We start from the raw sequence: 25,967 nt of genomic DNA on the forward strand, positions 1-25,967 counted from the left end.
GACCTCGGGGGACCCACCAACCCATCCGCACAGGAGATGCGATGCCCGCACACGACGCACCACGCGGCGACCGGCTCGGCCGGCGCGGATTCCTCGCCGGAGTCGCGGCCACGGCCGGCTTCGGAGCCCTCGACGGCCTGGTCGCCCGGCAGGCCCACGCCGCCGCAGGCCGTCCCCTGCCCGCCGCCTCCCCCGCGGGCGGCGGATACGGCCCGCTGCGCCCCGTCACCCGCACCGACCCCGTCACCGGCATGAGCGACACCCTCCTGCTGCCGGAGGGCTTCGACTTCCGCTTCTTCGGCTGCGCCGGGACCCGCATGGACGACGGCGCGATCGTCCCGCTCGGCCACGACGGCATGGCCGCCTTCCCCGGCCCCCGCCGGACCGTCCGCCTCGTCCGCAACCACGAGGAGGCGACCGGATCCCCCTGGGCCGTCCCCTCGGGCACCGACCCCGCCCGGCGCTACGACGTCAAGGGCAGCGGCGGGACGAGCACCCTGGAGATCCGCTTCGACGGCGGCGTCCCCGTCCTCTCCCGGTCCTGGATGTCGATCGCCGGCACGATCAAGAACTGCGCCGGCGGCCCCACCCCCTGGGGCTCCTGGCTCACCTGCGAGGAGACGACCGAGGGCACCTCGCCGTTCAAGCCGGACTCGGCCGGGCGGCCGTACCGCGGCAACAACGGCTGGACCAAGCCCCACGGATACGTCTTCGAGGTCCCGTCCGCAGGCGAGGGCCTGACCGACCCCGTGCCGCTGACCGCGATGGGACGCTTCGTCCACGAGGCCATCGCCGTCGACCCCTGGTCCGGCCACATCTACGAGACCGAGGACAGGGACACCGCCGGCTTCTACCGCTTCACCCCGGCCCGCCGCGGCAAGCCCGCCGAGGGCGGGCGGCTGCAGATGCTCAAGGTCAAGGACCGCCCCGGATACGACACCCGCACCGGCCAGCGGCCCGGCCGGCCCCTGGCGTGCACCTGGGTGGACATCGCCGACCCCGACCCGGCGGGCGCCGAGTCCGACTCGCTGGCCGTCTACAAGCAGGGCGCGGCCCTGGGCGGGGCTACCTTCGCCCGCATCGAGGGCTGCTGGTGGGGCAACGGCGCCGTCTACTTCTGCGCCACCGAGGGCGGCGACGCCGGCCAGGGCCAGGTCTGGGAGTACCGCCCGCTGGGCCCCTACGGCGTGCTCCGCCTCGTCTTCGAGTCCCCCGGCATGGAGACCCTGAGCTTCCCCGACAACATCACCGTCACCCCGCGCGGCTCGCTCCTGCTGTGCGAGGACACCGACCTGCGCACGACCTACCACCTGCAGGGCCTCACGCGGGACGGCACGCTCTTCCCGTTCTGCTCCCACGAGAACGAGGACGAGTGGTGCGGGGCCACCTTCAGCCCCGACGGGCGCTACCTGTTCGCCAACCTCCAGGGCACCGCCCGCGGCATCCCCACCGACCCGGCCACCTTCGCCATGCGCGGCCGTACCGTCGCCATCTGGGGTCCCTGGGAACGCGGCCCCCTCTGACCCGCCCCGGCTCCGAACCCGCCCTCAGCGGCCACGGCCGGCGCGGAACCCGCGCCGGCCGTGGTCGGGGGACGCGCCCCGGACGGGCGGGCACCCCCCGCGTCAGCGCCTGACCAGATCCGACTCGTAGGCCCAGTCGTCGTATCGGGGCGCGTGGAACCAGTCCAGCTCGCCCTGGGTCGGCTGGTAGAACTCACCGCGCACATAGGCCGCGGCGCGGCTGAGGTACTCGGGCCGATCCCGGAACTGGCCGAGCCCGGTGTTGCAGGGCGAACACAGAGCCGCCCGCACCCACCCGGTCGAATGCTCGTGATCCACGTGCTCCGGCGGCCGGAGCCCGCAGACGGCGCAGACCCCGCCCTGCCGCTCGATCAGCAGGTCCACGTCCTCCGCCGTCATGCCGTACCGGCCCCTCAGGTGGTACGTGCGCGTCGGCGCGTGCGCCCCCCGGCGGTACGGCTGCCCGCCAGGCGCGGTGGCGTCACGGCCGCCGAGCAGGTACTCGGCGGCCCGGGTCAGCCACTCGGGGTCGTCCTTGAAGTGGCCGAGGCCGTTGTTGCAGTTGAAGCAGAGAACACGCCGGACCTCGCCGGTGGCGTGATCGTGGTCGACGTGGGTGGGGGGAGCGTTGAAGCAGATGGCACAGACCCCCATCTGGTCCCGCACCATCCGCTCCACATCGGCCTCGTCCAGACCGTAACGCCGTTTCAGTTGATAGTTGCGACCGCCGCCGTATTTCCTCTCTCGCTGTTCCGCCATGATTCGATTATGGCAAGGACGGCAATAGTCGGCCTTACCTGATTTATTGGCGCGATTATTTCCAAAGGAATCAAGCGTCTTCGTCTCTTTGCAGGCCGGACAGAATTTGTGTCCGGCAGGCGCATCGACGGGCTCCCGGACGGCCTTCCCCGCGGCCGCCATGCGCTTCCGATAACTGGCCCTGGAGCGCTTGCGAAAGCACTCCTTGCAGTACCGGGCAAGGCCATCCGGCATCCGCTTGTTCTGCCCGAACGCGGAGGCGCTTTTCAACTCCCCGCAATCAGGGCAGCGTTTCCCCTCCACCTCCAGAAAATCGGACATATCCTACTATTGGCCGCCTTTCTGGATATACGACCTCACGAACTCCTCGGCGTTTTCCTCGAGGACCTCGTCGATCTCATCGAGAATGGCGTCAACGTCGTCGGAGAGTTTCTCCTGGCGTTCCTGGACGTCGGTGCCGTCCTGGACCTCGGTCTCCTCGACGTCTCGCTCACGACGGCCGGTCTGCTTCTGCCCGCCCGTGTCCTTGGTCGCCATGTTGACCTACCTCCGCTCGGGGTCTCCTAACGTCTATCTTCCCCGAAAGCGACCTCCTTGCGCCTCCCCGGCCGCGATCTTTCTGCCCGGAGGGACCTGCGGGCCTCCCGGCTGGGCAGACTGGGCGCAGGAATTCCGACCGGACCGGAGGTGTCCCCATGACCCCGAACCCGCCCGCGCTGCCCGCGCTGCCCGACGACTGGCGGCGCTGCCTGGCGGTCGTGGCCCATCCCGACGACCTGGAGTACGGCGCCGCCGCGGCGGTGGCGCGCTGGACCGACGAGGGCCGCGAGGTCGTCTACGTGCTCGCCACCCGGGGCGAGGCCGGGATCGACACCATGGCGCCGGAGGAGGCGGCCCGCGTGCGCGAGGAGGAGGAACGCGCCGGCGCCGCCCTCGTCGGGGTGAAGGCGGTCGAGTTCCTGGACCACCACGACGGCGTGATCGAGTACGGCACCGCGCTGCGCCGTGACATCGCGCACGCGATCCGCCGCCACCGGCCGGAGCTGGTGCTCACGCTGAACCACCACGACGTGTGGGGCCCGGGGATGTGGAACACCCCGGACCACCGGGCCGTGGGGCGGGCGACGCTGGACGCCGTGGCCGACGCGGGGAACCGGTGGATCTTCCCCGACCCCGGCGGCCCCGAGCCCTGGCCGGGCGTACGGCGGGTCGCGGTGTTCGGCTCGCCGTACCCGACCCACTCGGTGGACGTGTCGGCGACCTTCGAGCGCGGGGTGGCGTCGCTGGCCGCGCACCGCGCCTACCTGGAGGCCCTGGGCGACGCGCCGGCGGAGGAACAGGCCCGCCAGGTGCTGGAGCAGACGGCCGCGAGCGGCGTGGTCACCTTCGAGGTCTTCGGCGGCTGAGGGGGCCGCTCCCGGGAATCTCCGGGGCGGCCCTTGACTTGGATAGCTCTACTATCCATTAATTGGATAGTAGAGCTATCCATCAATGCGCCCCTGGAGGAACCGTGTCCCCCGCGTCCCTGACCACCGCCGGCATCCTGCTGGTCACCGTCCCCACCATCGCCTTCGGCGGGGCCACCCTGCTCCGCGCGATCGGCAGCCGCGCCCCCGGCTACCTGGACAACCCCGTGCGCCGCGGCCTGTGGCGCGCCGGGCACGCCCACGCCGGCGTCCTCGTCCTGTTCTCCCTCGTGGCCATGCTCTACGTGGACCAGGCCGCGCTCCCGGAGGGCGTGCGGACCCTGGCGCGGGTCCTGATCGTGGCCGCTCCCATCCTCATGCCGCTCGGCTTCTTCCTGTCGGTGGTCCGCCCCTCCGACACCCGCCCCAGCAAGCTGATCTGGCTCACCTTCCTCGGCGGGGCGTCCTTCGCGGTCGGCACGCTGATCCTCGGCCTGGGCCTGCTGTTCCGCTGACCCCCTTTACAAAGTAGATCACATAGGACATCGCGACCACGTCTGGAGCGGCACGTCATCTAAGCAACCTAGGTTGACTATCTTCAGATTAGTCAACTACGGTTGCTTACATGCCGGCAGAAGAGCTACCCGTTCCCCCGGACCCCGCGGACGCGCTGGCCGCGGTCGTGGCCCTGCGGAGACTGGCCGAGAGGCTGGAGGACGCGGCCGTGGAGCAGGCCATGCGCGCGGGCTGGAGCTGGCCCGACGTCGCCGAGGCGCTCGGCGTCACCCGCCAGGCGGTCCACAAGAAGCACGCCAAGCGGCTCATCGCCGCCGGCGTGACGCTGAGGAGACGACGTTGAGCGCGATCGACCACTACATCAACACGATCATGGAACAGGGCGCGGCCGAGGCCGGGGAGGACGGGTCGGCGGCGATCGAGGCCCACCACCTGCTGCTGGCGATCGCCGCCCACGAGGGCACCGCCCCGCATCGCCTCCTGACCGGGGCGGGACTCGGGCGGCGGGAGATCAGGGACGCCCTGGACCGGGAGTTCGAGCACAGCCTGGCCGCCGTGGGCGTCTCCCCGTCCTCCTTCCCCCTCCCGGCCCCCGCCCCCGACCCCGGCCGGCGGCCCAAGCCCGGCGCCTCGGCCGGGCTCGCCCTCGAACGCGCGCTGACCGCCTGCGGGGGTAAGAAGAGGGACCTGCGCCCCGCCCACCTGCTCCTCGGCGTCCTCACCGCCGGGATCGGCACCGTGCCCCGCGCCCTCGCCCTGGCCGGCGCCGACCGCGCCGCCCTGATCGCCCGCACCCAGGAGTCCCTCGCCGGCGGGGACTGGTGACCCGATGACGACCGGCGACCGCGTCGCGATCGACGTCGGCGGGCTCCGCATGCGCTACGGCCGGGCCGACGTCCTGCACGACGTCACCTTCCAGGCCCGCCACGGCGAGGTGCCGGCCCTGCTGGGGCCCAACGGCGCGGGCAAGACCACGACCATCGAGATCCTGGAGGGCTTCCGCGCCCGGTCGCGGGGGCGGGTCCAGGTGCTGGGGACCGACCCGGCGCGCGGCGACGAGCGATGGCGCGCCCGGATCGGCGTCGTCCTCCAGTCCTGGCGCGACCACGGCCGGTGGCGCGTGCGCGAACTGCTCGCCCATCTCGGCTCCTACTACGCCCGCTACTCCGCCCCGGGGATCCCCCGCCCCTGGGACGCCGACGCGCTGATCGAGGCGGTCGGCCTGGCCCCGCACGCGGGCAAGAAGATCAAGACGCTCTCGGGCGGCCAGCGGCGGCGGCTCGACGTGGCCATCGGCCTGGTGGGCCGTCCCGAGCTGCTGTTCCTCGACGAGCCCACGGCCGCGTTCGACCCCCAGGCCCGGCACGAGTTCCACGACCTCGTCCTGCGTCTGGTCCGCACCGGGGGCACCACCGTCCTGCTCACCACCCACGACCTCGCCGAGGCCGAGAAACTGGCCGACCGCATCCTGGTCCTCGACGGCGGACGCGTCATCGCCGACGGCACCGGCGCCGAGCTCGCCCGCCGCATCGCCGGCCCCGACGAGGTGCGCTGGGTGCTCGGCGGGCGCCGCCACGTCGAGAAGACCGAGGACTCCACGGCGTTCGCCCGCGACCTGTTCGCGCGGCACGGCGCCGCCGTACGGGAGCTGGAGGTCCGCCGGGCCTCGCTGGAGCAGACCTATCTGGCCCTGGTGCGCCGCGCCGAGGCCGCCACTGAGGCCCCCCGATGAGCCCCTTCGCCGCCGTCCTGCGCGCGGGGCTGTCCCGCGGCCTGATCGAGCTGCGGCAGTCGTTCACCAACGGTCCCGACCTGGTCTCCCACTTCCTGTGGCCGGGACTGATGGTGGCGGCCATGTTCTTCCTGCGCGACCTGCCGTACGCCGGCGGCGGGCTCCTGCTGGGCACGCTGGCGCTGCCCGGGATCCTCGGGATGAACGCCGCGACCGGCCTGATCGCCATGAGCCAGCAGCTCACCGCCGACCGTGAGGACGGGACCCTGCTGCGGGCCCGGGCGACCCCGCACGGGATGCCCGCCTACCTCATCGGCAAGGTGATCTCGGTGTCCGGCGGCCTGCTGGCCGACCTGGTCATCTTCCTGGTGCCCGCCGTGCTCATCGTGCGGGGCCTGTCGGCCGGCCCGGACGCCTGGCCGACCCTGGCCTGGGTGCTCGGGCTGGGCCTGGTGGCGACCCTGCCGCTGGGCGCCGTCCTGGGGTCGGCGTTCTCCGGCGCCCGCGGTCAGGGGGTCGTCCAGCTCCTGTTCCTCGCGGTGATCGGGATCTCCGGGATCTTCTATCCGATCACCGCCCTGCCCGGCTGGCTTCAGTGGGCCGCCCAGCTCTTCCCCGTCTACTGGATGGGCCTCGGCACCCGCTCGGCCCTGCTGCCCGACGCCGCCGCCGCGATCGAGATCGGCGGCTCCTGGCGGCATCTGGAGACGGCCGGCGTCCTGGGCGCGTGGGCGGTCCTCGGCCTGCTCGTGGCCCCGGCCGTGCTCCGCCGCATGGCGCGCCGGGAGTCCGGCTCCGCCGTGGAGGCCCGCCGGGAGCGCGCTCTCCAGCGCGTCGGCTGAACCCGGACCGGTGGCCCCGCCGCGCCGGGCTGGGCACCGGTCGCGGCGGGGCGGGCGGGTCAGGAGGCGGGGTGGCCGGAGGGGACGTGGTGGCGGGGGGTGGCGCGGAGCCAGCGGCAGCCGTACGGCGGGAGGCGGAAGGTGACGCGGCCGTCCGCGCCGACGGGGGTGGTGCCGTCGGTGAGGAGGTCGGTCAGCTCGCGGCCGTCGTCGAGGCCGTCGAGGGTGAGCGTGACCTCGGTCTCGGCGTCGCCGAGGTTGTGGAGGGCGACGACGCAGCCGCCGTCGGCGTCGGCGCGGACGGCGAGCACCGGGTCGGCGCCGGAGTCGAGCACCTGGTAGTCGCCCCAGGCCAGTTCGGGGCACTCGCGGTACCGCTCGATCAGCATGGTGATCCACGCGAGCAGGGATTCGGGGTCGCGGCGCTGGTCGCTCACGTTGACGTGCGCGGCGCCGTACTCCCCCTCGACGGGCGGGATGGGGAAGCGGGCGGGGTCGGCCGTGGAGAAGCCGCCGCCCGGGCCCGGGGTCCACTGCATGGGCGGGCGCACGGCCAGGCGGGCCTCGGCCTCCAGGTTCTCGCTCATGCCGATCTCCTCGCCGTAGAAGAGGACCGGGGTGCCCGGGAGCGAGAAGAGCAGGCTGTAGACCATCTTGACGTGCCGCATGTCGCCGCCGAGCATCGCCGGCAGCCGCCGCCGCAGCCCCCGGCCGTACAACTGCATGTCCTTCTCCGGGCCGAAGGCGTCGAAGACCTCCTGGCGCTCGTCGTCGGAGAGCTTGTCCAAGGTGAGCTCGTCGTGGTTGCGGGCGAAGGTGGCCCACTGGCCGTCACGCGGCGCGCGGGGGCGCTCGCGCAGGGAGGAGGCGAGCGGCCCGGCGTGGCGGCGGGCGAGCGAGAGGTACATCCGCTGCATCGAGATGAAGTCGAAGCACATGGTCAGCTCGTCGCCGCCGCCGTAGAACTCCATCGTGTCGGGGTAGGGCAGGTTGACCTCCCCGAGCAGGATGGCCTGGCCGTCGCGGCGGGAGAGGAAGGCGCGCAGCTCGGCGAGGTAGCCGTGCGGGTCGGGGAGCTTGGCCGCGTCGAGCTGGCCCTTGGTCTCCAGCAGGAACGGCACCGCGTCCACGCGGAACCCGGACAGCCCCAGCTCCATCCAGAAGCCCATGATCCGGGAGATCTCGTCGCGGACGGCGGGGTTGGCGATGTTCAGGTCGGGCTGGTGCCGGTAGAAGCGGTGCAGGTAGTACTGGCCGGACTTCTCGTCGTACTCCCACAGGCTGGTCTCCCGGTCCGGGAAGGTGATGCCGGTGGGCCCGTCCTCGGGGATCTCGTCGCGCCAGACGAACCAGTCGCGGTACGGCGACTCGCGGCTCTCGCGGGCGGACAGGAACCAGGGGTGCTGGTCGGAGACGTGGTTCACGACGAGGTCGGCGATGACGCGCATGCCCCGGTCGCGCGCGGTGCGGATGAACTCGACGAAGTCGCCGAGGGTGCCGAGCCGGGGGTCCACGGAGTAGAAGTCGGTGATGTCGTACCCGTCGTCCAGGTCGGGCGAGGGGTAGAACGGCATGAGCCAGATGCAGGTCACGCCGAGCCGGTCGAGGTGGTCGATCTGCTGGGTGAGGCCGGGGAAGTCCCCGACTCCGTCGCCGTTGCCGTCCTTGTAGGTCTCGACGTCCAGGCAGTAGATGACGGCGTTCTTCCACCACAGGTCGGAGGTGTGGGTGAGCTTCACGAGGGGTTCCCTTCGAGCCGGGGCAGCACCTTCTCCCCGAAGGCGTCGATGAACGCGGACTGCTCGCGGCCGACGTGGTGCAGGTACACCTCGTCGAACCCGAGTGCGGCCAGCTCCGCGAGCCAGGCGGCGTGCCGCCCGGGGTCGGCGGAGACGTACACGGCCTTGGCGACCGCCTGGGGCGTGACGTGCTCGGAGATCGCGTCGAAGACCTCGGCGGTCTCGACGTCCCAGCACACCGGGGGCGGGAAGACGTTGGACCGCCACTGGTGGTGCGCGATGGCCAGGGCCTCGTCCTCGGTCTCGGCCCAGCTCAGGTGCACCTGCAGGCACACCTTGCCGCGCCCGCCCGCGTCGCGGTACTCGCCGATCACCCGCCGCAGGTGGTCGTGCGGCGCGTTCACGGTGATCAGCCCGTCCGCCCACCCGGCGCACCAGCGGGCGGTCTCGGCGCTGACGGCGGCCCCGACCAGCGGCGGCGGCGTCTCGGGCCGGGTCCACAGCCGCGCCCGGTCCACGGTCACCAGCCCGTCGTGGCTGACCTCCTCCCCCGCCAGCAGAGCCCGGATGACGCCCGCGCACTCCAGCAGCCGCGCGTTGCGCACGTCCTTGCGCGGCCACCCGCCGCCGGTGATGTGCTCGTTGCTGGCCTCGCCGCTCCCGAGCGCGGCCCAGAACCGGCCGGGGTACATCGCGGCGAGGGTGCCGATCGCCTGCGCGGTGATGGCCGGGTGGTACCGCTGCCCCGGTGCGGTCACCACGCCGAACGGCAGGGCGGTGGCCTGCATCGCGGCGCCCAGCCAGGCCCAGGCGAACCCCGACTCCCCCTGCCGGGCGCTCCAGGGCGAGAAGTGGTCGGAGCACATGGCGGCCTCGAACCCGGCCTCCTCCGCCCGGACGACGGCCGCCACCAGTTCCGAGGGATGAACCTGCTCATGCGAGGCGTGAAACCCATAGACCGTCATGGCGCGGTCTTTACCCGCCCTTGGCGTACCGATTCCCTCGTGTCACGATCTCTCGGCTTTCGTACGGCCACCGCCGGGGCGCGGGCAAGCTCCCCGCGTGCGTCCGCCGGCGGGGCCGGCGCGAGCCGTACGGCTGGGACGAGCGTGGCAGACTCGAAGTCATGTATCCCAGTTCCGTTCTTGGCGAGTTTCTGCGATCCCGGCGCGCCCGGCGCCGCCCGGAGGACGTGGGGCTGGGTGCCGGGGTGAGGCGCCGGCGGGTGGCCGGACTGCGCCGGGAGGAACTGGCCTCGCTCGCCGGGGTCAGCGTCGGCTACTACACGCGGCTGGAGCAGGGCCTGAGCCCGAACGTCTCCGAGGAGGTCCTGGACTCGGTGGCCCGGGTGCTGGGGCTGGACGACGTGGAGGCGGCCCACCTGCGCCGGCTGGCGAGGGCGTCGCGCGCCCGGGGGGAGGCACGGCCCGAACGCTTGCGCCCGGGCGTGAGACTGATGGTGGACGCCTTCACCGAAGCGCCCGCCATCGCCGTGGGGAGGCGGGGGGACATCCTGGCGTGGAACCGGCCGGCGCACGCCCTGCTGGCTCCGCACTGGCCGTTCGAGGGCGGGGAGAAGCCGAACTTCATCCGTCTGGACTTCCTGGAGCTGGAGTTCTCTCGGAGTCTGTACGTCGATTGGGAGCAGAAGGCCCGCGATGACATCGCCTATCTGGCGGGCGCGCTGAGCAGGTTCCCCGGGGACGAAGGCCTGACCGGGCTGATCGAGGAGCTGCGGGCGCTCAGCCCGGAGTTCCGCGCGATGTGGGCCGAGCACCCGGTGAGCGACTGCGCGTCGATCACCCGGGAGTACCGGCACCCGGAGGTGGGACCGATGTGGCTCACCGCCGAGTTCCTGCGCACGCCCGACGACGAGGGCCAGGGCGTGACGGTCTTCCAGGCCGAGGTGGGCTCGCCGTCGCACGAGCGGTTGCGGCGGCTGGCCCGGCTCGTGGCCGCCGGGGCGGCCGGATAGGCCGCGGCCCGGCGAGGGGTGTCCTCGCCTGGCCGGTGGCGTGGAGGCCGCCTTCGGTTGGCGTGGAGGCCGCCTTCGGTCACGGGGCCGGTGAGTGCCCGGCCGGTCGGCCGCTGGACTGCCCGGCGGGCTGGGCGGTGGACCGCCCGGCGGGGCGTGCGGTGGGCTGCCGGGACGGTCGTCCGGTGGCCTGGCCGGCCGTCCGGCCGGCGTCCGACCCGCGGAGCAGGACACCGCCGGCGGCGGCGCCGAGCAGCGCGACCGCGCCGGCCGCCAGGAAGGCCGCGTGCAGGCCGCCCAGGGTGGCCGCCGTCCCGGTCGTGACCGGGGCGAGCGCCTCGGCACGGGCCGCGACGATCGCCATGAGCCCGGCCACGCCGACGGCGCCGACGAAGGTGGGCATCTGGGCGAGGCCGCCGGCGACGCCCTGGTCCGACTCGTCGAGGCCGGAGGTGATCGTCGTGATGACGGCCACGACCGTCAGGACGTGCCCGAAGCCCATCGTGGCCGAGGTCGCCAGCAGCAGGGCGAGCCCGCCCTCGGCGGGCAGGAACACCATCGCCGCGGTGCCGGCCGCCTGTGCCGTCAGACCCGTCACGATCACGGCGACCGCGCCCCGCCCGCTGATGAGCCGGGCCGCGAGCCCCCCGCCGAGCAGGGCGGCCACACCCTCGCCGAGGAAGCCGAGCCCGGTCTGCAGCGGGGAGTACCCCAGGACGTCCTGCATGTAGACGCTGAGCAGCAGCGTCGCCCCGCCGCACATCCCGAAGGTGACCAGTCCGACCGTCATCCCCCACTTCACGGTCGTACGGCGGAGCAGCCGCAGCGGGACGAGCGGGGCCGCGGACCGGGCCTCGGCGGCCAGGAAGGAGCCGAGGAGCACCACCGCGGCCGCGAGCGTCGCCAGGGTGGGGGCGCTGCCCCAACCGGCCTCGCCGGCGGAGGAGATGCCGTAGACCAGGGCGAACAGCCCGCCGCTCGCCAGGATCGCGCCGGGGACGTCCAGCCGGGCGCGGCTCCGCCGGGCCGTCTCACGGACCACGGTGAGCGCGCCGAGCAGGACCAGGACGCCGATGCCGAACAGGATGAGCATCGTCCAGCGCCAGTTCAGGCCACTGGTGATGAGGCCGCCGCCGATCGTGCCGATGACGAACCCCAGCGAGAGCACCGCCCCGTTGACCCCCATGGCCCTGGTGCGCCGCGGCCCCTCGGGGAACGCGGCGGTCATCAGCGCCAGCGCGGTCGGGCCGATCATGGCGGCCGCGACTCCCTGCCCCGCCCGCGCGGCCACCAGCGGCCCGGGGTATGGGGCGAGCCCGGCGATCAGCGAGAACACGGCGAAGGCCACCACCCCGGCGATGAACAGCCGCCGCCGGCCGATCATGTCGGACGCCCGGGCGAACAGCGGCATCAGCGCGGCCGTCGGCAGCAGGCAGGCGGTGGCCACCCACTGGAGCGCGGACGCGCTGGAGAAGCCGAGATCCCGGCCGATCTCCGGGAGCGCCACCGTGATGATCGAGTAGTCCAGCCCGGTCATGAACGTCGCGCCGCACAGGGTGAGGAGGATGAGCCACCCGCGCGTCCCGAGCCGGACTCCACTTCGAAGCGTCTCAGTCGTCATGCGGACCAGATTGCGGCCGGCCGGAAAGACCAGCCAGATCTCCGCTGAGGGTACATCTGGCAGGTGCACTCTGAGGCGGCCCGCTGCCCGGCCCCGGGCGTCGCGGTTCCGCGATGCCCGCCGCGCGGGGCGGGCCGCCCCGGCTGCCCCCGGCGCCGGCCGTACGGAAGGGAAAGGGCGCGTCCCCGTCGCGGGGACGCGCCCTTGTGAACGCCGGAGCGGCGGGTGTCACTCGCCGGTGAGGGCGGTGACGAGGTCGGCGGCGGTGCGGCAGCGGTCGAGGAGCCGGCCGACGTGGGCCTTGGTGCCGCGCAGGGGCTCAAGGGTGGGGACGCGCTGCAGGGACTCGCGCCCGGGGATGTCGAAGATCACCGAGTCCCAGGAGGCGGCGGCCACCGCGTCGCTGTACTGGCGCAGGCAGCGCCCGCGGAAGTAGGCGCGGGTGTCCTCGGGCGGGTTCTCGATCGCGCGCTCGACCTCGGCCTCGTCGATCAGCCGCTTCATGCTGCCGCGCGCGACCAGCCGGTTGTACAGGCCGCGCTCGGGGCGCAGGTCGGAGTACTGCAGGTCGACGAGCTGGAGCCGGGGGTGGGACCAGGGGATGTCGTCGCGGCTGCGGTAGCCCTCCAGCAGCGACAGCTTGGCCACCCAGTCCAGCTCGCTCTTGAGCTGCATGGGGTCGTCGGCCAGCCGGGTGAGGACCGACTCCCAGCGGTCGAGGACGTCCTTGGTCATGTCGTCCACGTCGGTGCCGAAGCGGTCCTCGACGTACTTGCGGGCCTGCTCGAGGTACTCCATCTGGAGCTGCACGGCGGTCATCTTGCGGCCGTCGCGGAGGGAGATCTCGTGCTTGCAGGTCGGGTCGTGGGAGACCGCGCGCAGCGCCGCGACCGGCAGGTCCACCGACAGGTCCACGGTGAGGAACCCGTCCTCGATCATGGCCAGGACCAGCGACGTGGTGCCGAGCTTGAGGTACGTCGAGATCTCGGACATGTTGGCGTCGCCGATGATGACGTGCAGCCGGCGGTACTTCTCGGGGTCGGCGTGCGGCTCGTCGCGGGTGTTGATGATCGGCCGCTTGAGGGTGGTCTCCAGCCCCACCTCGACCTCGAAGAAGTCGGCGCGCTGGCTGATCTGGAAGCCCTCGCCCCGGGAGTCCTGCCCGATGCCGACGCGCCCGGCCCCGCACACGACCTGGCGCGAGACGAAGAACGGGGTCAGGTGCCGCACGATGTCGGCGAACGGCGTGGCCCGCCGCATCAGGTAATTCTCGTGGCAGCCGTAGGAGGCGCCCTTGTTGTCGGTGTTGTTCTTGTAGAGCTGGATGGGGGCGTTGCCGGGCATCTGCGAGGCCCGCTGGGCGGCGTCGGCCATGACCCGCTCGCCCGCCTTGTCCCACACCACGGCGGCGCGGGGGTTGGTGCACTCCGGCGTGGAGTACTCCGGGTGGGCGTGGTCCACGTAGAGCCGCGCGCCGTTGGTGAGTATGACGTTGGCCAGCCCCAGGTCCTCGTCGGTGAGCTGGCTGGGGTCGGCCACCTCTCTCGCCAGGTCGAACCCGCGCGCGTCGCGCAGCGGGTTCTCCTCCTCGAAGTCCCATCTCGCCCGCCGCGCCCGCGCCGCCGAGGCCGCGAGGTAGGCGTTCACGACCTGGGAGGAGGTCACCATAGCGTTGGCGCCGGGCTGGCCGGGCACGGAGATTCCGTACTCGGTCTCGATACCCATGACCCGCCGTACCGTCATCAGCACCCCTGACCCTTCAGCGTCATGTCCCCGAGCCTAGACCTTTCCCCGCCGTTATCGACCCCACAGTTGCCGCCGGTACCGGCGCGCGTGTCTCACGGCACCGGCACCCGGGCCTGCTCCGGGATCACCGGGACCTGCTCCGGCGGCGGGTTCACGCTGGTCGCGGGGGCGGACTCGCGCCGGAGCCGGTCCAGCGACTCGCGCAGCCGTGCCCGGAGAAAGCGCTGGCCCGGCCGCTCGGCGAACCGGTACACCAGGTAAGACAACAGCACGGCGGCCCCCGCGGTCACGGCGAACACGCCCCAACGGCCCAGGTGGGGGCGCAGTGCGGGCACCAGCAGGACCGCGACGAGCTGGTGAAAGAGATACAGCGGATAGGTAAGAGCGCCCAGCACCACCAGCCCCCGCCACCTCACGCGGTCGAACACGCCCAGCGCGACGAGCCCCATCAGCACGAAGATCGCGGTGATGACGGCCATGACCGCGAAGTCGGCGTGCGGGACCCTGTCGTACTGCAGGTCGGTCGCGAACGTCACGGTCTGGTGCATGCCCAGCACCCAGGCGACCCCGACGAACCCCCACGGGATCAGCGCCGAGCCGTACCGGTGGATCAGGAAGAACGCCATCCCGGCGATGAAGAACGGCGCGTGCTTGGGCACGAACACGACCTTGAGCAGCTCGTTCCCCGCGGCCTGGGCGTAGACGGAGACCACGAGCCACCCGGCCATGAACCCCAGCGTGTTCCGCACGGTGGCGCCGACCGCCGCCAGCAGGCACACCAGCACGTAGAAGCGCAGCTCCACCCAGAGCGTCCAGTAGACGACGTCGGCGTTCCCGGCCCCGACGCCCGCCTGCATCATCGTCAGGTTCGTCAGGTAGTCCCGCGCCCCGATCCTGGGGCTGGTGGACGCCAGCGACGTGGCCAGGTAGACCACCGCGAACGCCGCCACGCTCAGCCAGTAGGCGGGGAACAGCCGGGCGACCCGGGACACGGCGAAGTCCCCCACCCCGCGCCCCTGCACGCTCATCAGGATCACGAACCCGCTGATCACGAAGAAGAGCTGCACCCCGAGGTTCCCGAGCTGCGCGGCCCCGGCCACCTCGGGGAACACCTCGGTCCCCCGCTTCCCCCACAACCCCCGATGCGTCGTCAGGTAGTGCACGCACAGAACGGCGAACGCCGCGCCGAAGCGCAGCAGGTCCAGCACGGCGAGGCGCCCCCCGAGGCTGGGACCAGTAGATCGATCCACGGCCCTTGGACGCCGCGATGATCTTCCTGGTTCCCTCCTGTCCCGGCTCTCCTCCCGTGACCGGGAACGCCCCGCCGCCGGCCGCCGGCGCCCTCCCCGGTCCGCCGGCGCCGGGCCTCAGGGACGGCGCACCAGGGCGCGGACGCTGATCGCCACCCCGAGCGCGGACCAGGCCAGCAGCACGGCCAGGTCCTGCCACCGCGCGCCGTACGCGCCCGACAGCAGCCCCGCGCGGAGCAGGTCGGCGGCGGGCCTGAACGGGAGCACGTCGTGGACCGCCTGGAACCACCCGGGCAGCCGGCTCGCCGGGAAGGTGATCGGCGAGAACAGCAGCACGAAGAACACCAGCACCTGGGAGGTGAGCTGGGCGAGCAGCGGCGGCAGCAGTACGGCGACCGCGTACCCGACGGCCGTGGCCGTCAGCGCGGTCAGCGCGGCGGCCGCCGCCAGCACGGGCCAGTCGAGGTCGTAGCCGAAGCCGTACCGCAGCCAGGCCACGACCAGCGCGACGGGGATGCCCGGCAGGGCGACGGCCAGCCACACCGTCAGGTCGGCCAGCAGCAGCAGCGGGCGGGGCACCGGCAGGGAGCGCATGTAGGTGAACGTCCCGGAGGCGCGCGCCTGCGCCACGCCCTGGGGGACCATGACCAGGCCGATGACCATCAGCAGCACGGTGGGCGCGCCCGTGGACAGGAACCGGGCCGCGGGCGTGTCGATGCCGGGGATGAGCAGCCCGAACCCGATGACGACACCGGCGGCGAGCAGCGCCTGCACGACGACGAACAGCGGCAGCATCGCGCCGATCTGCGCCGTGGTCCAGCGCAGCAGGCTCGCGTAGGCCGTCCAGAGGCCGGTGCGCGGCGGCGTGACCGGGGGCACGCGCGAGGGCGGCGCGGGGGTGGCGATCGTCTCGCGCATCAGCGGCTCTCTTCCGGGGCGGCGGCCGGGCCCGCGGGGGCGCCGGCGGTGACGGCGAGGTAGACGTCCTCGAGGGTGGCGGGGGTCAGGGCGTAGCCCTCGACGCGCCCGCTGTCGCGGAGGGCCGCGGCCCAGGCGACGGCGGCCTCGGCGTCGGCCGCGCCGATGGTCAGCAGCACCCGGCGGCCGGCGCGGACGCGGCGGGTCACCGGGAGCGGCGGCCCGGCGGGCGGCTCGGAGGGGTCGGTCCCGTCCGGGCGCAGCGCGAGTTCGAGCTGCAGGTCCCGGTCGCCCGTCCCGCGCAGCCCGGCGGGTGACCCGGAGGCCACGACCCTGCCGTGGTCGAGCACGACGAGTTCGTCCACCACGCGCTCGGCCTCCACGACGTTGTGCGTGACGAGCAGCACGCCGGCTCCGTCGTCGCCGAGCCGGCGGACGGCCTCCCACAGCAGCCGCCGCCGGGCCGCGTCGACGTCGTTGGTCGGCTCGTCCAGGATGACCAGCGGCACCGGCGCGACGGCGGCCATGGCGAAGGCGACCAGGCGGCGCACTCCCCCGGACAGGCCGCCGCCGTCCGGGGTGGCCCGCCGGTCGAGCCACTCGCCGATGTCCAGCTCGGCGGCCAGGCGGCGCGCGGCGGCCCGGGCGCCCGCCCGCGACAGACCGCGCAGCCGCCCGGCGATCTCGATCGCCGTCCTGGGGGTCAGGCCGTCCAGCGGCGCCTGCGCCTGGGCCTGGAGCGCCACGCGGCGGCGCGCCGCCGCCGGATCCGCCACCGCGTCCGCCCCCGCCACCCGGATCGACCCGCCGCCGGGCCGGAGCAGGCCCACGACCTGCGAGACCAGGGTGGTCTTGCCCGCGCCGTTGTGGCCCAGCAGCCCGACCACCTCACCCGGTCTGACCCGCAGGCTGACCTGGTCGTTCGCCACCACGGAGCCGAACCGCCTGGTGAGGCGATCGATCTCCAGCACCGCGCCCCGCATGGGCTCACCTGCCATTCAGATACCGACGGTATTGCGATACCATTGGTATCCGGATGCCGCTGGTACGTCAACTAGGATGCGAGGCATGGATGCAGGCCACTCCGCGCCCGCGCGGCGCGTCCGGCGCACTCGCGCCGAGCGCAAGCAGGAGACCCGCGACGCGCTCATCGCGGCGGCGCTGGCGGTCTTCAGCCGCGACGGCTACCACGGCGCGAGCCTGGAGGAGATCGCGGGCGAGGCCGGGTTCTCCAAGGGGGCGGTCTACTCCAACTTCGGCGGCAAGGCCGAGCTGTTCCTGGAGGTCATGGACTACAACCTGGCGGCGCTGCGCGGCGAGGGCTGGGACCCCTTCGCCACCCCGGGCGACGGCGCGCCCGCACGGAACGGCGTCCCCGCGCCGGGCGACGGCGGCACGACGGGGAACAGCGGCACGACGGGGAACGGCGGCACGACGGGGAACGGCGTCGCGAGGGGGAGCGGCGGCGCGGCCCCGGAGGGCGGGGAGGGCGGTGAGGACGCGGCGGAGATGGTGCGCGGGTTCGCGCTGGCCACGCTGGAGTTCATCACGACCGCGGCCCGCGACGAGAGGCTCGCCCACCTGCTCCGCGCCCGGGTCCAGGTCCTGCTCGACGCCTACGGCCGCGTCGCCGCCGCCGGCCGCCCGGCGGGCGAGAAGCTCCCCGCGGGCGACGTCGCGCAGCTCATGGCCGCGCTCGACCAGGGCGTGTCGGTCCTCGCGCTCAGCGGCGTCGCCGGCATCGACGGCGCCCTGCTCCGCGCCGGCCTGCGCCGCCTCGTGGACCCGGCCGCCGCCGCGGCCGACCCCTCCCCGCCCCGGGACGGCCACGCCGCCCTCCTGCCGGACGTCGAACGGGTGGGCCGCCTCCTCCGCGACCTCCCCTGACCCGCCCGCCGCCAGGGCGGTCGGCGCGGCGAACGGGTCCTCGTGCGCCCGCCCGGCCTCTCGCGCCGTACGGCCTCTCGCGGCGTACGGCCACGCCCGGATGCTCCGGACGCCCCCGGACGCTCCCGGATGGCTCCGGCGCCCCGGAGCGCTGCGGGCGGCTCTGGAGGGGGCCGGACACGCGGGAACCCCCGGCCGCCGGACGGCCGGGGGTTCCGCGAGGTGTTACAGGTACTGACCGGTGTTGGCGACCGTGTCGATGGAGCGGCCGGCCTCCGTGCCCTGCTTGCCGGACACCAGGGTGCGGATGTAGACGATCCGCTCGCCCTTCTTGCCGGAGATGCGGGCCCAGTCGTCGGGGTTGGTGGTGTTGGGAAGGTCCTCGTTCTCGCTGAACTCGTCGACGCAGGCGTTCAGGAGGTGGTTCACCCGGAGGCCCTTCTGGCCGGTCTCCAGGAACTCCTTGATCGCCATCTTCTTGCCGCGGTCGACGATGTTCTGGATCATCGCGCCGGAGTTGAAGTCCTTGAAGTACAGGACCTCCTTGTCGCCGTTGGCGTAGGTCACCTCGAGGAAGCGGTTCTCCTCGCTCTCGGTGTACATCCGCTCGACGACCCGCTGGATCATCGCCTCGACGCACGCCTCCGGCGATCCGCCGTTGGCCGCGAGGTCGTCGGGGTGCAGCGGGATGTCGGTGGTGATGTACTTCGAGAAGATGTCCTTGGCCGCCTCGGCGTCCGGCCGCTCGATCTTGATCTTGACGTCCAGGCGGCCGGGCCGCAGGATCGCCGGGTCGATCATGTCCTCGCGGTTGGAGGCGCCGATGACGATGACGTTCTCCAGGCCCTCGACGCCGTCGATCTCCGAGAGGAGCTGGGGAACGATGGTGTTCTCCACGTCGGAGGAGACGCCGGATCCGCGGGTGCGGAAGATGGAGTCCATCTCGTCGAAGAACACGATCACCGGGGTGCCCTCGGACGCCTTCTCACGCGCCCGCTGGAACACCAGCCGGATGTGCCGCTCGGTCTCGCCGACGTACTTGTTGAGCAGCTCGGGGCCCTTGATATTGAGGAAGAAGCTCTTGCCCTCCTGGCCGGTCTTCTCCGCGACCTGCTTGGCCAGGGAGTTGGCGACGGCCTTGGCGATGAGCGTCTTGCCGCAACCGGGCGGGCCGTACAGCAGCACGCCCTTGGGCGGCCGCAGCCGGTGCTCGCGGAACAGCTCGGCGTGCAGGTAGGGCAGCTCGATCGCGTCCCTGATCTGCTCGATCTGCCGGCTCAATCCGCCGATCTCGTGGTAGGAGATGTCCGGCACCTCTTCGAGGACCAGCTCCTCCACCTCGGACTTGGGAATGCGCTCGTAGACGTATCCGGAACGGGGTTCGAGCAACAGGGAGTCCCCCGGCCGCAGAGGAACGTCCTTGAGCGGCTCGGCGAGCCGCACCACGCGTTCCTCGTCGGCATGGGAGATCACCAGCGCCCGCTCACTGTCCTCCAACAGTTCCTTGAGCATCACGATGTCGCCGACGGTCTCGTAGTCGAGAGCCTCGACGACGTTGAGGGCCTCGTTCAGCATGACCTCCTGGCCACGCCGCAACTCGTCCACGTCCACCGCGGGGCTGACATTGACCCTCAGCTTGCGGCCCCCGGTGAACACCTCGACTGTGCCGTCGTCGCGGGCCTCGAGGAACACCCCGAACCCCGACGGCGGCTGAGCCAGCCGATCGACCTCTTCCTTCAGAGCGACGATCTGGTCCCGCGCTTCTTTGAGAGTGGCCACGAGACGCTCGTTCTGGCTCGTGACGGCGGAGAGATTGGCCTGGGCCTCGTGGAGTCGCTCCTCAAGGACACGCGTCTGTCGGGGAGACTCCGCGAGTTTGCGGCGAAGCGCGCCGATCTCCTCCTGCAAGAAGGAGACCTGCGTTGTGAGGTCGGCGACCTCTCGTTCGCGCTGCGCGGCGCGAGCCTCCGCGTCGTCGCGAGCTGCCACGCCCCGTCACCTCCTTCCCAGCTTCAACGACTACTTCAGACCCTACCTATCTAGGCCCGATCCGTAACCTGGCCGCGCAGTGTTCGTGTCGTTACACCGAGTGGCCGGAGACTTATCCGGTTTGGAGCGTTTATCCGAGCCGTTACCGAGCCGACAGTCTTACAAGATTGTTTGTTCCCCGATCACGGGCGTACCAACGGTTGTGGCTGAATCGTCACCAAAAGCCCCCTTGGCGGGACGGCGGCGGCGTGGTGGGGGCGTCACGCCCTCGGCCATCCGCCGCGCCGTGACCAGGAATCCGGTGTGCCCCACCATGCGGTGGTCCGGGCGTACGGCCAGGCCCTCGACGTGCCAGTCGCGCACCAGCGTCTCGGAGGAGTGCGGCTCGGTGAAGGCGCCGTGCTCGCGCAGCGTCTCCACGGTCCGGGAGAGCTGCGTAGTCGTCGCGACGTACACGCAGATCACGCCGCCGGGAGTGAGCGCCTTGGAGGCGGCGTCCACGCACTCCCACGGCGCGAGCATGTCCAAGATGATCCGGTCCACGTCGGTCTCGTCGAGGGCCTCGACGAAGTCGCCGACCTGGAGCCGCCAGTTCTCCATCGGCCCGCCGTTGAACTTCCGCACGTTCCGCTCGGCGATCTCGGCGAAGTCCGCGCGCCGTTCGTACGACGTCACGTGGCCCTCGGATCCGACCGCGCGCAGCAGGAAGCACGTCAGCGCCCCCGACCCCACGCCGGCCTCGACGACCCGGGCCCCGGGGAAGACGTCGGCCATGGCCACGATCTGCGCGGCGTCCTTGGGGTAGATCACGGCCGCCCCGCGCGGCATCGAGAGCACGAAGTCCGACAGCAGCGGCCGGAACGCCAGATAGGCGGTCCCCCCGCTCGCCCGCACCACGGAGCCCTCCGGCTGCCCGATCAGGTCATCGTGCGCGACGGACCCCTTGTGCGTGTGGAACTGCTTCCCCGGCTCCAGCGTGATCGTGTGCCGCTTGTTCTTGGGGTCGGTGAGCTGTACCTGATCCCCGGCCTGAAAAGGCCCGTGCCTGCGCAAACCCATGCCGCAAAGGCTATAGCCACCAGACCCCCGATCTTGTCACCTCGCGGGGCCCGCCCCGGGTCACATGACGTCGAACTCGTTGCCCTCGGGGTCGGCCATCGTCACGTGGCGGGAGCCGCGGTCCTCGACGGCCCACAGGACGGTCGCGCCGAGGGCGCGGAGGCGCTCGACCTCGGCGTCGCGCCGGTCCGGGCCGACGTGCAGGTCCAGGTGGAGCCGGTTCTTGCCGGTCTTGGCCTCGGGGACGGCCTGGAACAGCAGCCGCCGGCCGAGTCCAGTGCCCGTCTCGGGGTCCACGGGGTCGTCCGGGTGCCGCGCGGCGGCCAGCGCCTTCCACGCGCGCCGCCCGCCGATCGCCGTCACGTCCGCCTCGGTCACCAGCCCGGCCCCGAGCAGCCGCTCGATCAGCGCCGAGTTGTCCTCCAGGACGTAGCCCAGCGCCCCGGCCCAGAAGGCCGCCAGCCGGTCGGGGTCGGCGCAGTCGATCACGAGCCTCCACTCCACGGCCATCCCGGACCTCCCGTCGCGCCTGCCCCCGTTATAGCCCCGTTCCCGGCGGCGGGACCAGAGGCCCGGTACGGCGCCCGCCGTACGGCACGCACGGGGGCGGGACGGCGGGCCGGGCCGGCGGCGAAGAAGACGCCGCGGCGAGGGGACGCGGCGAAGAGGACGCGGCGGCGAGGGGGACGCTCGGCGAGGGGGCGCGGCGGCGAACCGCTACGGGAGGGCGCCGGGGGTGATGAGCCCGCACTCGTAGGCGAGGACCACGGCCTGGACGCGGTCGCGGAGGCCCAGCTTGGTCAGGACGTTGCCGACGTGGGTCTTGACGGTGGTCTCGCTGACGACGAGCTCGGCGGCGATCTCGGCGTTGGACAGGCCGCGGGCGATGAGGCGCAGGACCTCCAGCTCGCGCTCGGTGAGGCGGTCCAGGCGCGCGGGGGTGGCCTGCTCGTGCGCGGAGGGCAGGCGGGTGGCGAACTTGTCCAGGAGGCGGCGGGTGACGCTCGGCGCGACGATGGCGTCCCCGGCGGCGACCACGCGGATGGCTTGGACCAGCTCGTCCGGGGGCACGTCCTTGAGGAGGAAGCCGCTGGCCCCGGCGCGCAGCGCCTCGACGATGTACTCGTCCAGGTCGAAGGTGGTCAGCACGAGGACGCGGGGCACGTGGGCGCTGGCCGCGGCCTCGCGGACGAGGCGGCGGGTGGCCTCGATGCCGTCCACGCCGGGCATGCGGATGTCCATGAGCACGACGTCGGGCAGCAGGGCGCGGGTCTGCTCGACCGCCTGGGCGCCGTCCCCGGCCTCGCCGACGACGGCCATGTCCCCCTCGGCCTCAAGGATCAGCTTGAAGCCTGTGCGCAGCAGCGGCTGGTCGTCGACCAGGAGCACGCGGATTGTCATGCTGTCCTCGATCCTTGGCGGGTCGTGCGGGGGCTGAGCGGGAAGCGGGCGCGGACCTCGAAGCCGCCGCCCTGGCGCGGCCCGATCCTCAGGGAACCACCATAGAGCGCCACGCGCTCGCGGATGCCGACCAGTCCGTGGCCGGGACGGCCGTCGCCGCGCAGCCCGGCGGCCGCGCCCCGGCCGTCATCCTCGACGTGGATCTCCAGCTCGTGGTCGCCGTAGCGGACGGTCACCCAGGCGCGCGCGTCGGGCCCCGCGTGGCGCAGGCTGTTGGTGAGCGCCTCCTGGGTGAGGCGGAAGGCGGCCAGGTCGATGCCGGGCGGCAGGTCGCGGCGCTCCCCCTCGATGGAGAGCTGGGTGCGCATGCCGGCCTCGCGCGTCTGCTGGACGAGCTGGGAGACCTCGTGCATGCCCGGCTGGGGGCCGCGCTCGGCCGTCCCGGGCCGGGACTCGTCCTCGGTGCGGAGCACGCCGACGATGTTGCGCATCTCGGCCATCGCGGTGCGGCCCATGTCCTCGATCGCGGAGAGGGCGGCGGAGGCGGCCTCGGGATTGGCGGCCAGGACCTTGCGCGCGGCGGCGGCCTGGACGGTCATCACGCTGACGTGGTGGGCGACGACGTCGTGCAGCTCGCGGGCGATGCGGGAGCGCTCCTCGACGCGGGCGGCGCGGGTGTCGGCGTCGCGGGCGCGTTCGAGGCGTTCGGCGCGGTCCTCCAGCTCGGCGAAGTAGGCCCGGCGCAGGCGCACGCCCCGGCCGATCAGCCAGGTGATGAACAGCACGAGGAGGGCCACGAGGATCGCGCCGGGGTCGACGGAGTCCTCGGTCAGGGCGGCCCCGGCGAGGCAGGCTCCGGCGGCGACGGCCATCCCGGCCAGGCTCAGCGCGAGGCCGCGGTAGGCGGTCAGGGTGTAGAACAGGATCACCACGGCGACGACGCTCAGCGACGACTCGCGCCCGCCCACCTCCAGCCCCGCCACGATCAGCGAGGTGACGCAGGTGAGGGTGAACGGCCAGCGCCGGCGGAAGGCGACGGAGGCGCAGCAGGCCGCCACCAGGAGCACGGTCAGCGGGTCGCTCGCGCTCCCGGGGATCTCGGGCACGGCGAACACCAGCAGCCCGGCCACGGTCAGCGCGAACGCCAGCACCGAGTCCACGAGGGCCAGGTGCTGGCGCATCCACGTGCGCGGACCGCGGGGCAGGTTGCTCACGGTCTCAATCTAGGCCGCCGCCCCCGGTGCCCCCACGGTCCTCAGTGCGGAATCCGGTCTCCTACCAGAGGATGATTCCGGCTGATCGCGCACCCATCGCCACCTGGACGGAAGCTGACCGTGACCCTCCCCCGGGCGTACGGCGGCGCCTGCCGGACCGCTCCCAGCCGAACCGCTCCCAGGCGTACGGCGCCGCCCCCCGGGGCGTACGGCGGCACGCGGGGCGTGACGGGTCAGAGATCGGCCTGGTCGCTCCGGGGCGAGGGGACCTCGGCGGCGGCGCGGGCGCGCAGGGCGGGCCAGGGCAGGCGATCCGGCAGCGGCGGGGGCGTGCCGCCGTACTCGGGGCAGAACGCCTGGTGCTCGCACCAGGCGCACAGGCGGCTGGGGCGGGCTCGCCACTCCCCCGTCTCGGCCGCGCGCTGGATGGCCTGCCACAGGGCGCGGACCTTGCGCTCGGTGGCGCGCAGGTCGTCCTCGTCCGGGGCGTAGCGCAGGATCTCGCCGTTGCCGAGGTACATGAGCTGGAGCAGGCGCGGCACCTTCCCGTGGAGCCGCCAGAGCACCAGGGCGTAGAACTTCATCTGGAACAGCGCCTTGGCCTCGAACTCGGCGCGGGGCGCGGTGCCGGTCTTGTAGTCGACGACGCGGACCTCACCGGTGGGGGCGACGTCGAGGCGGTCGATGTAGCCGCGGAGCATGAGGCCGTCGTCGAGCAGCGCCTCGACGTAGAGCTCGCGCTCGGCGGGCTCCAGCCTGCGGGGGTCCTCCAGCGTGAAGTAACGCTCCAGCATGGTCGTGGCCTCCTCCAGCCACGAGTCGCGCTCGGCGTCGTCGGCGAAGAGGGCGGCGTATTCGGGCTCCTCGTCGAGCAGCCGCTGCCACTGGGGTTCGAGCATGTCGCGGGCGGCGGCGATCGTGCGGGCCTCGGCCGGCAGGTCGAACAGGCGCTCCAGGACGGCGTGGACGACGGTGCCGCGGACCATGGCCAGGGTGGGCCGCTCGGGGAGCTGGTCGATCACACGGAACCTATAGAGAAGCGGGCATGTCATGAAATCTCCGGCGCGGGACGGCGACAGCGCGCCGATGATCTCTCGCTGCTCCTCAATCGTCATGCCTGGCAGCGTAGGGCAGCGGGCCGACAGGATCCGCCTCGTCGCGCGTCTCCCCTGGTCCACCGCGTAGCATCGAGTCGTGATCGAAGGTGAGCGCGAGCATGACCACTGAGCCGCAGCAGCGACCCGAACGCCAGGCGTCGCCGGGGTTGCAGATGGGCAGCCCCTTCGGGATCCCGATCTACGTGTCGCCCACGTGGTTCATCGTGGCGATCCTCATCACGCTGTGGTTCGAGCCGGTCGTCCAGGCCCGCCTGCACACCTCCAACCTCGGCGGATACCTGATCGCGTTCGTGTTCGCCGTGCTGCTGTACGTCTCGGTGCTGCTGCACGAGCTGGCGCACTGCGTGGTCGCCCGGATGTTCGGGCTGCCGGTGCGCCGCATCACGCTCTACCTCCTCGGCGGCGTCTCGGAGATCGAGAAGGAGCCGCAGACGCCGGGCCGGGAGTTCTGGGTCGCCTTCGCCGGGCCGCTGCTGTCCCTGGGGCTCGCCGGCGCCGGGTTCGTGTTCGACCGGTTCCTGGCCGACGACTCGGTCGTGGGCGTCCTCGTGCTCCAGCTCTGGTTCGCCAACCTCGTCGTCGGCGTGTTCAACCTGCTGCCGGGCCTCCCCCTCGACGGCGGCCGGCTGCTGCGCGCGGGCGTGTGGAAGATCACCCGCAACCCGGGCTCGGGCACCGTCGCCGCCGCCTGGGTCGGCCGCGGCCTGGCCCTGCTGCTGGCGCTCACGCCGTTCCTGCTCGGCCTGCTCACCGGCGCGTTCGACTTCGTGATGGTGATCTGGGCCGCGATCCTGTCGGCGTTCATCTGGTTCGGCGCCACCCAGGCGCTGCAGTCGGCCCGCGTGCAGGCCCGACTCCCCCACGTCCAGGCCCGCGCGCTGGCCCGCCGCGCCATCCCGGTCACCGCCGACCTCCCGCTCGCCGAGGCCATGCGCCGCGCCCACGAGGCCCGCGCCGGCGCCCTCGTCGTCGTGGACCCCGCGGGCACGCCCCTGGCGCTGGTCAACGAGGCCGCCGTCACCGCGACCCCCGAGCACCGCCGCCCCTGGGTCACCGCGGGCTCGGTCGCCCGCACCCTCGAACCCGGTCTCACCCTGCCCGCCGACCTGTCGGGCGAGGCCCTCATCGAGGCGGTCCGCCGCAACCCCGCGGGCGAATACCTCCTCGTCGAGCCGGGCGGCGGCGTCTACGGCGTCCTCAGCACCTCCGACCTGGAACACGTCTTCGCCCGCTCCTGACCCCGCTCCCGCGACCCGGCCCCGCTCCTCCGCG

At 72.8% G+C, this 25,967-nt stretch carries 25 protein-coding genes; 10 read left to right on the plus strand and 15 right to left on the minus strand.

Going from position 1 to position 25,967, the window contains the following annotated elements; translation table 11 throughout:
• The first annotated feature begins 41 nt into the window (after positions 1 to 41).
• Positions 42 to 1,523 (plus strand): alkaline phosphatase PhoX, encoded by a 1,482-nt coding sequence (locus tag D5H75_RS04305; RefSeq protein WP_119924962.1) that lies wholly within the window; start codon positions 42 to 44, stop codon positions 1,521 to 1,523.
• Positions 1,524 to 1,625: 102 nt separating this feature from the next.
• Here the strand turns inward: D5H75_RS04305 and D5H75_RS04310 are convergent, their stop codons facing one another.
• Both D5H75_RS04310 and D5H75_RS04315 read right to left on the minus strand, forming a co-directional pair.
• Positions 1,626 to 2,603: an endonuclease VII domain-containing protein gene (locus D5H75_RS04310; RefSeq protein WP_119924963.1), complete on the minus strand. Its 978-nt coding sequence runs from the start codon at positions 2,601 to 2,603 to the stop codon at positions 1,626 to 1,628.
• Between the two features lie 6 nt (positions 2,604 to 2,609).
• The gene (locus D5H75_RS04315) at positions 2,610 to 2,819 is read right to left on the minus strand and encodes a ubiquitin-like protein Pup (protein WP_119924964.1); all 210 of its coding nucleotides are present in this window, start codon (positions 2,817 to 2,819) and stop codon (positions 2,610 to 2,612) included.
• 158 nt (positions 2,820 to 2,977) lie between these two features.
• Between D5H75_RS04315 and D5H75_RS04320 the strand changes: the two genes are divergently transcribed.
• From D5H75_RS04320 to D5H75_RS04345, 6 genes are all read left to right on the plus strand, one after another.
• A complete protein-coding gene (locus D5H75_RS04320; RefSeq protein ID WP_119924965.1) occupies positions 2,978 to 3,688 on the plus strand; it encodes a PIG-L deacetylase family protein in 711 nt (236 codons plus the stop codon).
• Positions 3,689 to 3,792: 104 nt separating this feature from the next.
• The gene (locus D5H75_RS04325; protein WP_119924966.1) at positions 3,793 to 4,203 is read left to right on the plus strand and encodes a hypothetical protein; all 411 of its coding nucleotides are present in this window, start codon (positions 3,793 to 3,795) and stop codon (positions 4,201 to 4,203) included.
• A 110-nt stretch (positions 4,204 to 4,313) separates the two neighbouring features.
• Positions 4,314 to 4,547 (plus strand): hypothetical protein, encoded by a 234-nt coding sequence (locus D5H75_RS04330; RefSeq protein WP_119924967.1) that lies wholly within the window; start codon positions 4,314 to 4,316, stop codon positions 4,545 to 4,547.
• Entirely contained in the window at positions 4,544 to 5,029 is a 486-nt protein-coding gene (locus D5H75_RS04335; RefSeq protein WP_119924968.1) for a Clp protease N-terminal domain-containing protein, read from the plus strand. Before D5H75_RS04330 ends, D5H75_RS04335 begins: the two co-directional genes overlap by 4 nt.
• Before the next feature lie 4 nt (positions 5,030 to 5,033).
• Positions 5,034 to 5,936, plus strand: a complete 903-nt coding sequence (locus D5H75_RS04340; protein ID WP_119924969.1) for an ABC transporter ATP-binding protein — start codon at positions 5,034 to 5,036, stop codon at positions 5,934 to 5,936.
• Positions 5,933 to 6,778, plus strand: coding sequence for an ABC transporter permease (locus D5H75_RS04345; RefSeq protein ID WP_119924970.1), 846 nt, complete (start codon positions 5,933 to 5,935; stop codon positions 6,776 to 6,778). The genes D5H75_RS04340 and D5H75_RS04345 overlap by 4 nt, the downstream gene beginning before the upstream one ends.
• Positions 6,779 to 6,837: 59 nt before the next feature.
• On the opposite strand, the gene D5H75_RS04350 is transcribed toward D5H75_RS04345, so the two are convergent.
• Both D5H75_RS04350 and D5H75_RS04355 read right to left on the minus strand, forming a co-directional pair.
• Positions 6,838 to 8,517 carry an alpha-amylase family protein gene (locus tag D5H75_RS04350; protein ID WP_119924971.1) on the minus strand — a complete coding sequence of 560 codons (1,680 nt, stop codon included), beginning with the start codon at positions 8,515 to 8,517 and terminating at the stop codon, positions 6,838 to 6,840.
• Complete coding sequence (locus D5H75_RS04355) at positions 8,514 to 9,482, minus strand: TIGR03885 family FMN-dependent LLM class oxidoreductase (RefSeq protein WP_119924972.1); 969 nt, start codon at positions 9,480 to 9,482, stop codon at positions 8,514 to 8,516. Before D5H75_RS04355 ends, D5H75_RS04350 begins: the two co-directional genes overlap by 4 nt.
• Before the next feature lie 161 nt (positions 9,483 to 9,643).
• On the opposite strand from D5H75_RS04355, the gene D5H75_RS04360 reads away from it, so the two are divergent.
• On the plus strand, positions 9,644 to 10,492 hold the full coding sequence (locus D5H75_RS04360; protein ID WP_119924973.1) for a helix-turn-helix transcriptional regulator: 849 nt from the start codon (positions 9,644 to 9,646) through the stop codon (positions 10,490 to 10,492).
• A gap of 79 nt (positions 10,493 to 10,571) precedes the next feature.
• On the opposite strand, the gene D5H75_RS04365 is transcribed toward D5H75_RS04360, so the two are convergent.
• The 5 genes from D5H75_RS04365 to D5H75_RS04385 all read right to left on the minus strand — a co-directional run bounded on the left by D5H75_RS04365 (position 10,572) and on the right by D5H75_RS04385 (position 17,025).
• Positions 10,572 to 12,113 carry an MFS transporter gene (locus D5H75_RS04365; RefSeq protein ID WP_119924974.1) on the minus strand — a complete coding sequence of 514 codons (1,542 nt, stop codon included), beginning with the start codon at positions 12,111 to 12,113 and terminating at the stop codon, positions 10,572 to 10,574.
• Positions 12,114 to 12,341: 228 nt separating this feature from the next.
• Complete coding sequence (dop, locus tag D5H75_RS04370; protein ID WP_206781946.1) at positions 12,342 to 13,856, minus strand: depupylase/deamidase Dop; 1,515 nt, start codon at positions 13,854 to 13,856, stop codon at positions 12,342 to 12,344.
• A gap of 95 nt (positions 13,857 to 13,951) precedes the next feature.
• The gene (locus tag D5H75_RS04375; protein ID WP_202637798.1) at positions 13,952 to 15,067 is read right to left on the minus strand and encodes an acyltransferase family protein; all 1,116 of its coding nucleotides are present in this window, start codon (positions 15,065 to 15,067) and stop codon (positions 13,952 to 13,954) included.
• 159 nt (positions 15,068 to 15,226) lie between these two features.
• Complete coding sequence (locus D5H75_RS04380; RefSeq protein WP_119924976.1) at positions 15,227 to 16,027, minus strand: ABC transporter permease; 801 nt, start codon at positions 16,025 to 16,027, stop codon at positions 15,227 to 15,229.
• Positions 16,027 to 17,025: an ABC transporter ATP-binding protein gene (locus D5H75_RS04385; protein ID WP_242453965.1), complete on the minus strand. Its 999-nt coding sequence runs from the start codon at positions 17,023 to 17,025 to the stop codon at positions 16,027 to 16,029. Before D5H75_RS04385 ends, D5H75_RS04380 begins: the two co-directional genes overlap by 1 nt.
• Before the next feature lie 70 nt (positions 17,026 to 17,095).
• Between D5H75_RS04385 and D5H75_RS42680 the strand changes: the two genes are divergently transcribed.
• Positions 17,096 to 17,914, plus strand: a complete 819-nt coding sequence (locus tag D5H75_RS42680; protein ID WP_242453966.1) for a TetR/AcrR family transcriptional regulator — start codon at positions 17,096 to 17,098, stop codon at positions 17,912 to 17,914.
• Positions 17,915 to 18,139: 225 nt separating this feature from the next.
• On the opposite strand, the gene arc is transcribed toward D5H75_RS42680, so the two are convergent.
• From arc to D5H75_RS04420, 6 genes are all read right to left on the minus strand, one after another.
• Entirely contained in the window at positions 18,140 to 19,903 is a 1,764-nt protein-coding gene (gene arc, locus D5H75_RS04395) for a proteasome ATPase (RefSeq protein ID WP_119924978.1), read from the minus strand.
• A 159-nt stretch (positions 19,904 to 20,062) separates the two neighbouring features.
• A complete protein-coding gene (locus tag D5H75_RS04400) occupies positions 20,063 to 20,962 on the minus strand; it encodes a tRNA (adenine-N1)-methyltransferase (protein WP_119924979.1) in 900 nt (299 codons plus the stop codon).
• Between the two features lie 60 nt (positions 20,963 to 21,022).
• On the minus strand, positions 21,023 to 21,472 hold the full coding sequence (locus D5H75_RS04405; protein ID WP_119924980.1) for a VOC family protein: 450 nt from the start codon (positions 21,470 to 21,472) through the stop codon (positions 21,023 to 21,025).
• 207 nt (positions 21,473 to 21,679) lie between these two features.
• Positions 21,680 to 22,363 (minus strand): response regulator, encoded by a 684-nt coding sequence (locus D5H75_RS04410; protein WP_119924981.1) that lies wholly within the window; start codon positions 22,361 to 22,363, stop codon positions 21,680 to 21,682.
• Entirely contained in the window at positions 22,360 to 23,577 is a 1,218-nt protein-coding gene (locus D5H75_RS04415) for a sensor histidine kinase (protein WP_242453967.1), read from the minus strand. The genes D5H75_RS04410 and D5H75_RS04415 overlap by 4 nt, the downstream gene beginning before the upstream one ends.
• Positions 23,578 to 23,810: 233 nt before the next feature.
• Positions 23,811 to 24,692 (minus strand): RecB family exonuclease, encoded by an 882-nt coding sequence (locus tag D5H75_RS04420; RefSeq protein WP_119924982.1) that lies wholly within the window; start codon positions 24,690 to 24,692, stop codon positions 23,811 to 23,813.
• 101 nt (positions 24,693 to 24,793) lie between these two features.
• Here D5H75_RS04420 and D5H75_RS04425 point away from each other — a divergent pair, with 101 nt between their 5' ends.
• Entirely contained in the window at positions 24,794 to 25,933 is a 1,140-nt protein-coding gene (locus tag D5H75_RS04425; RefSeq protein WP_242453968.1) for a site-2 protease family protein, read from the plus strand.
• Positions 25,934 to 25,967: the final 34 nt, after the last annotated feature.

The sequence above is a fragment of the Bailinhaonella thermotolerans genome, assembly GCF_003594875.1.
Classification (GTDB): Bacteria; Actinomycetota; Actinomycetes; order Streptosporangiales; family Streptosporangiaceae; genus Bailinhaonella; species Bailinhaonella thermotolerans.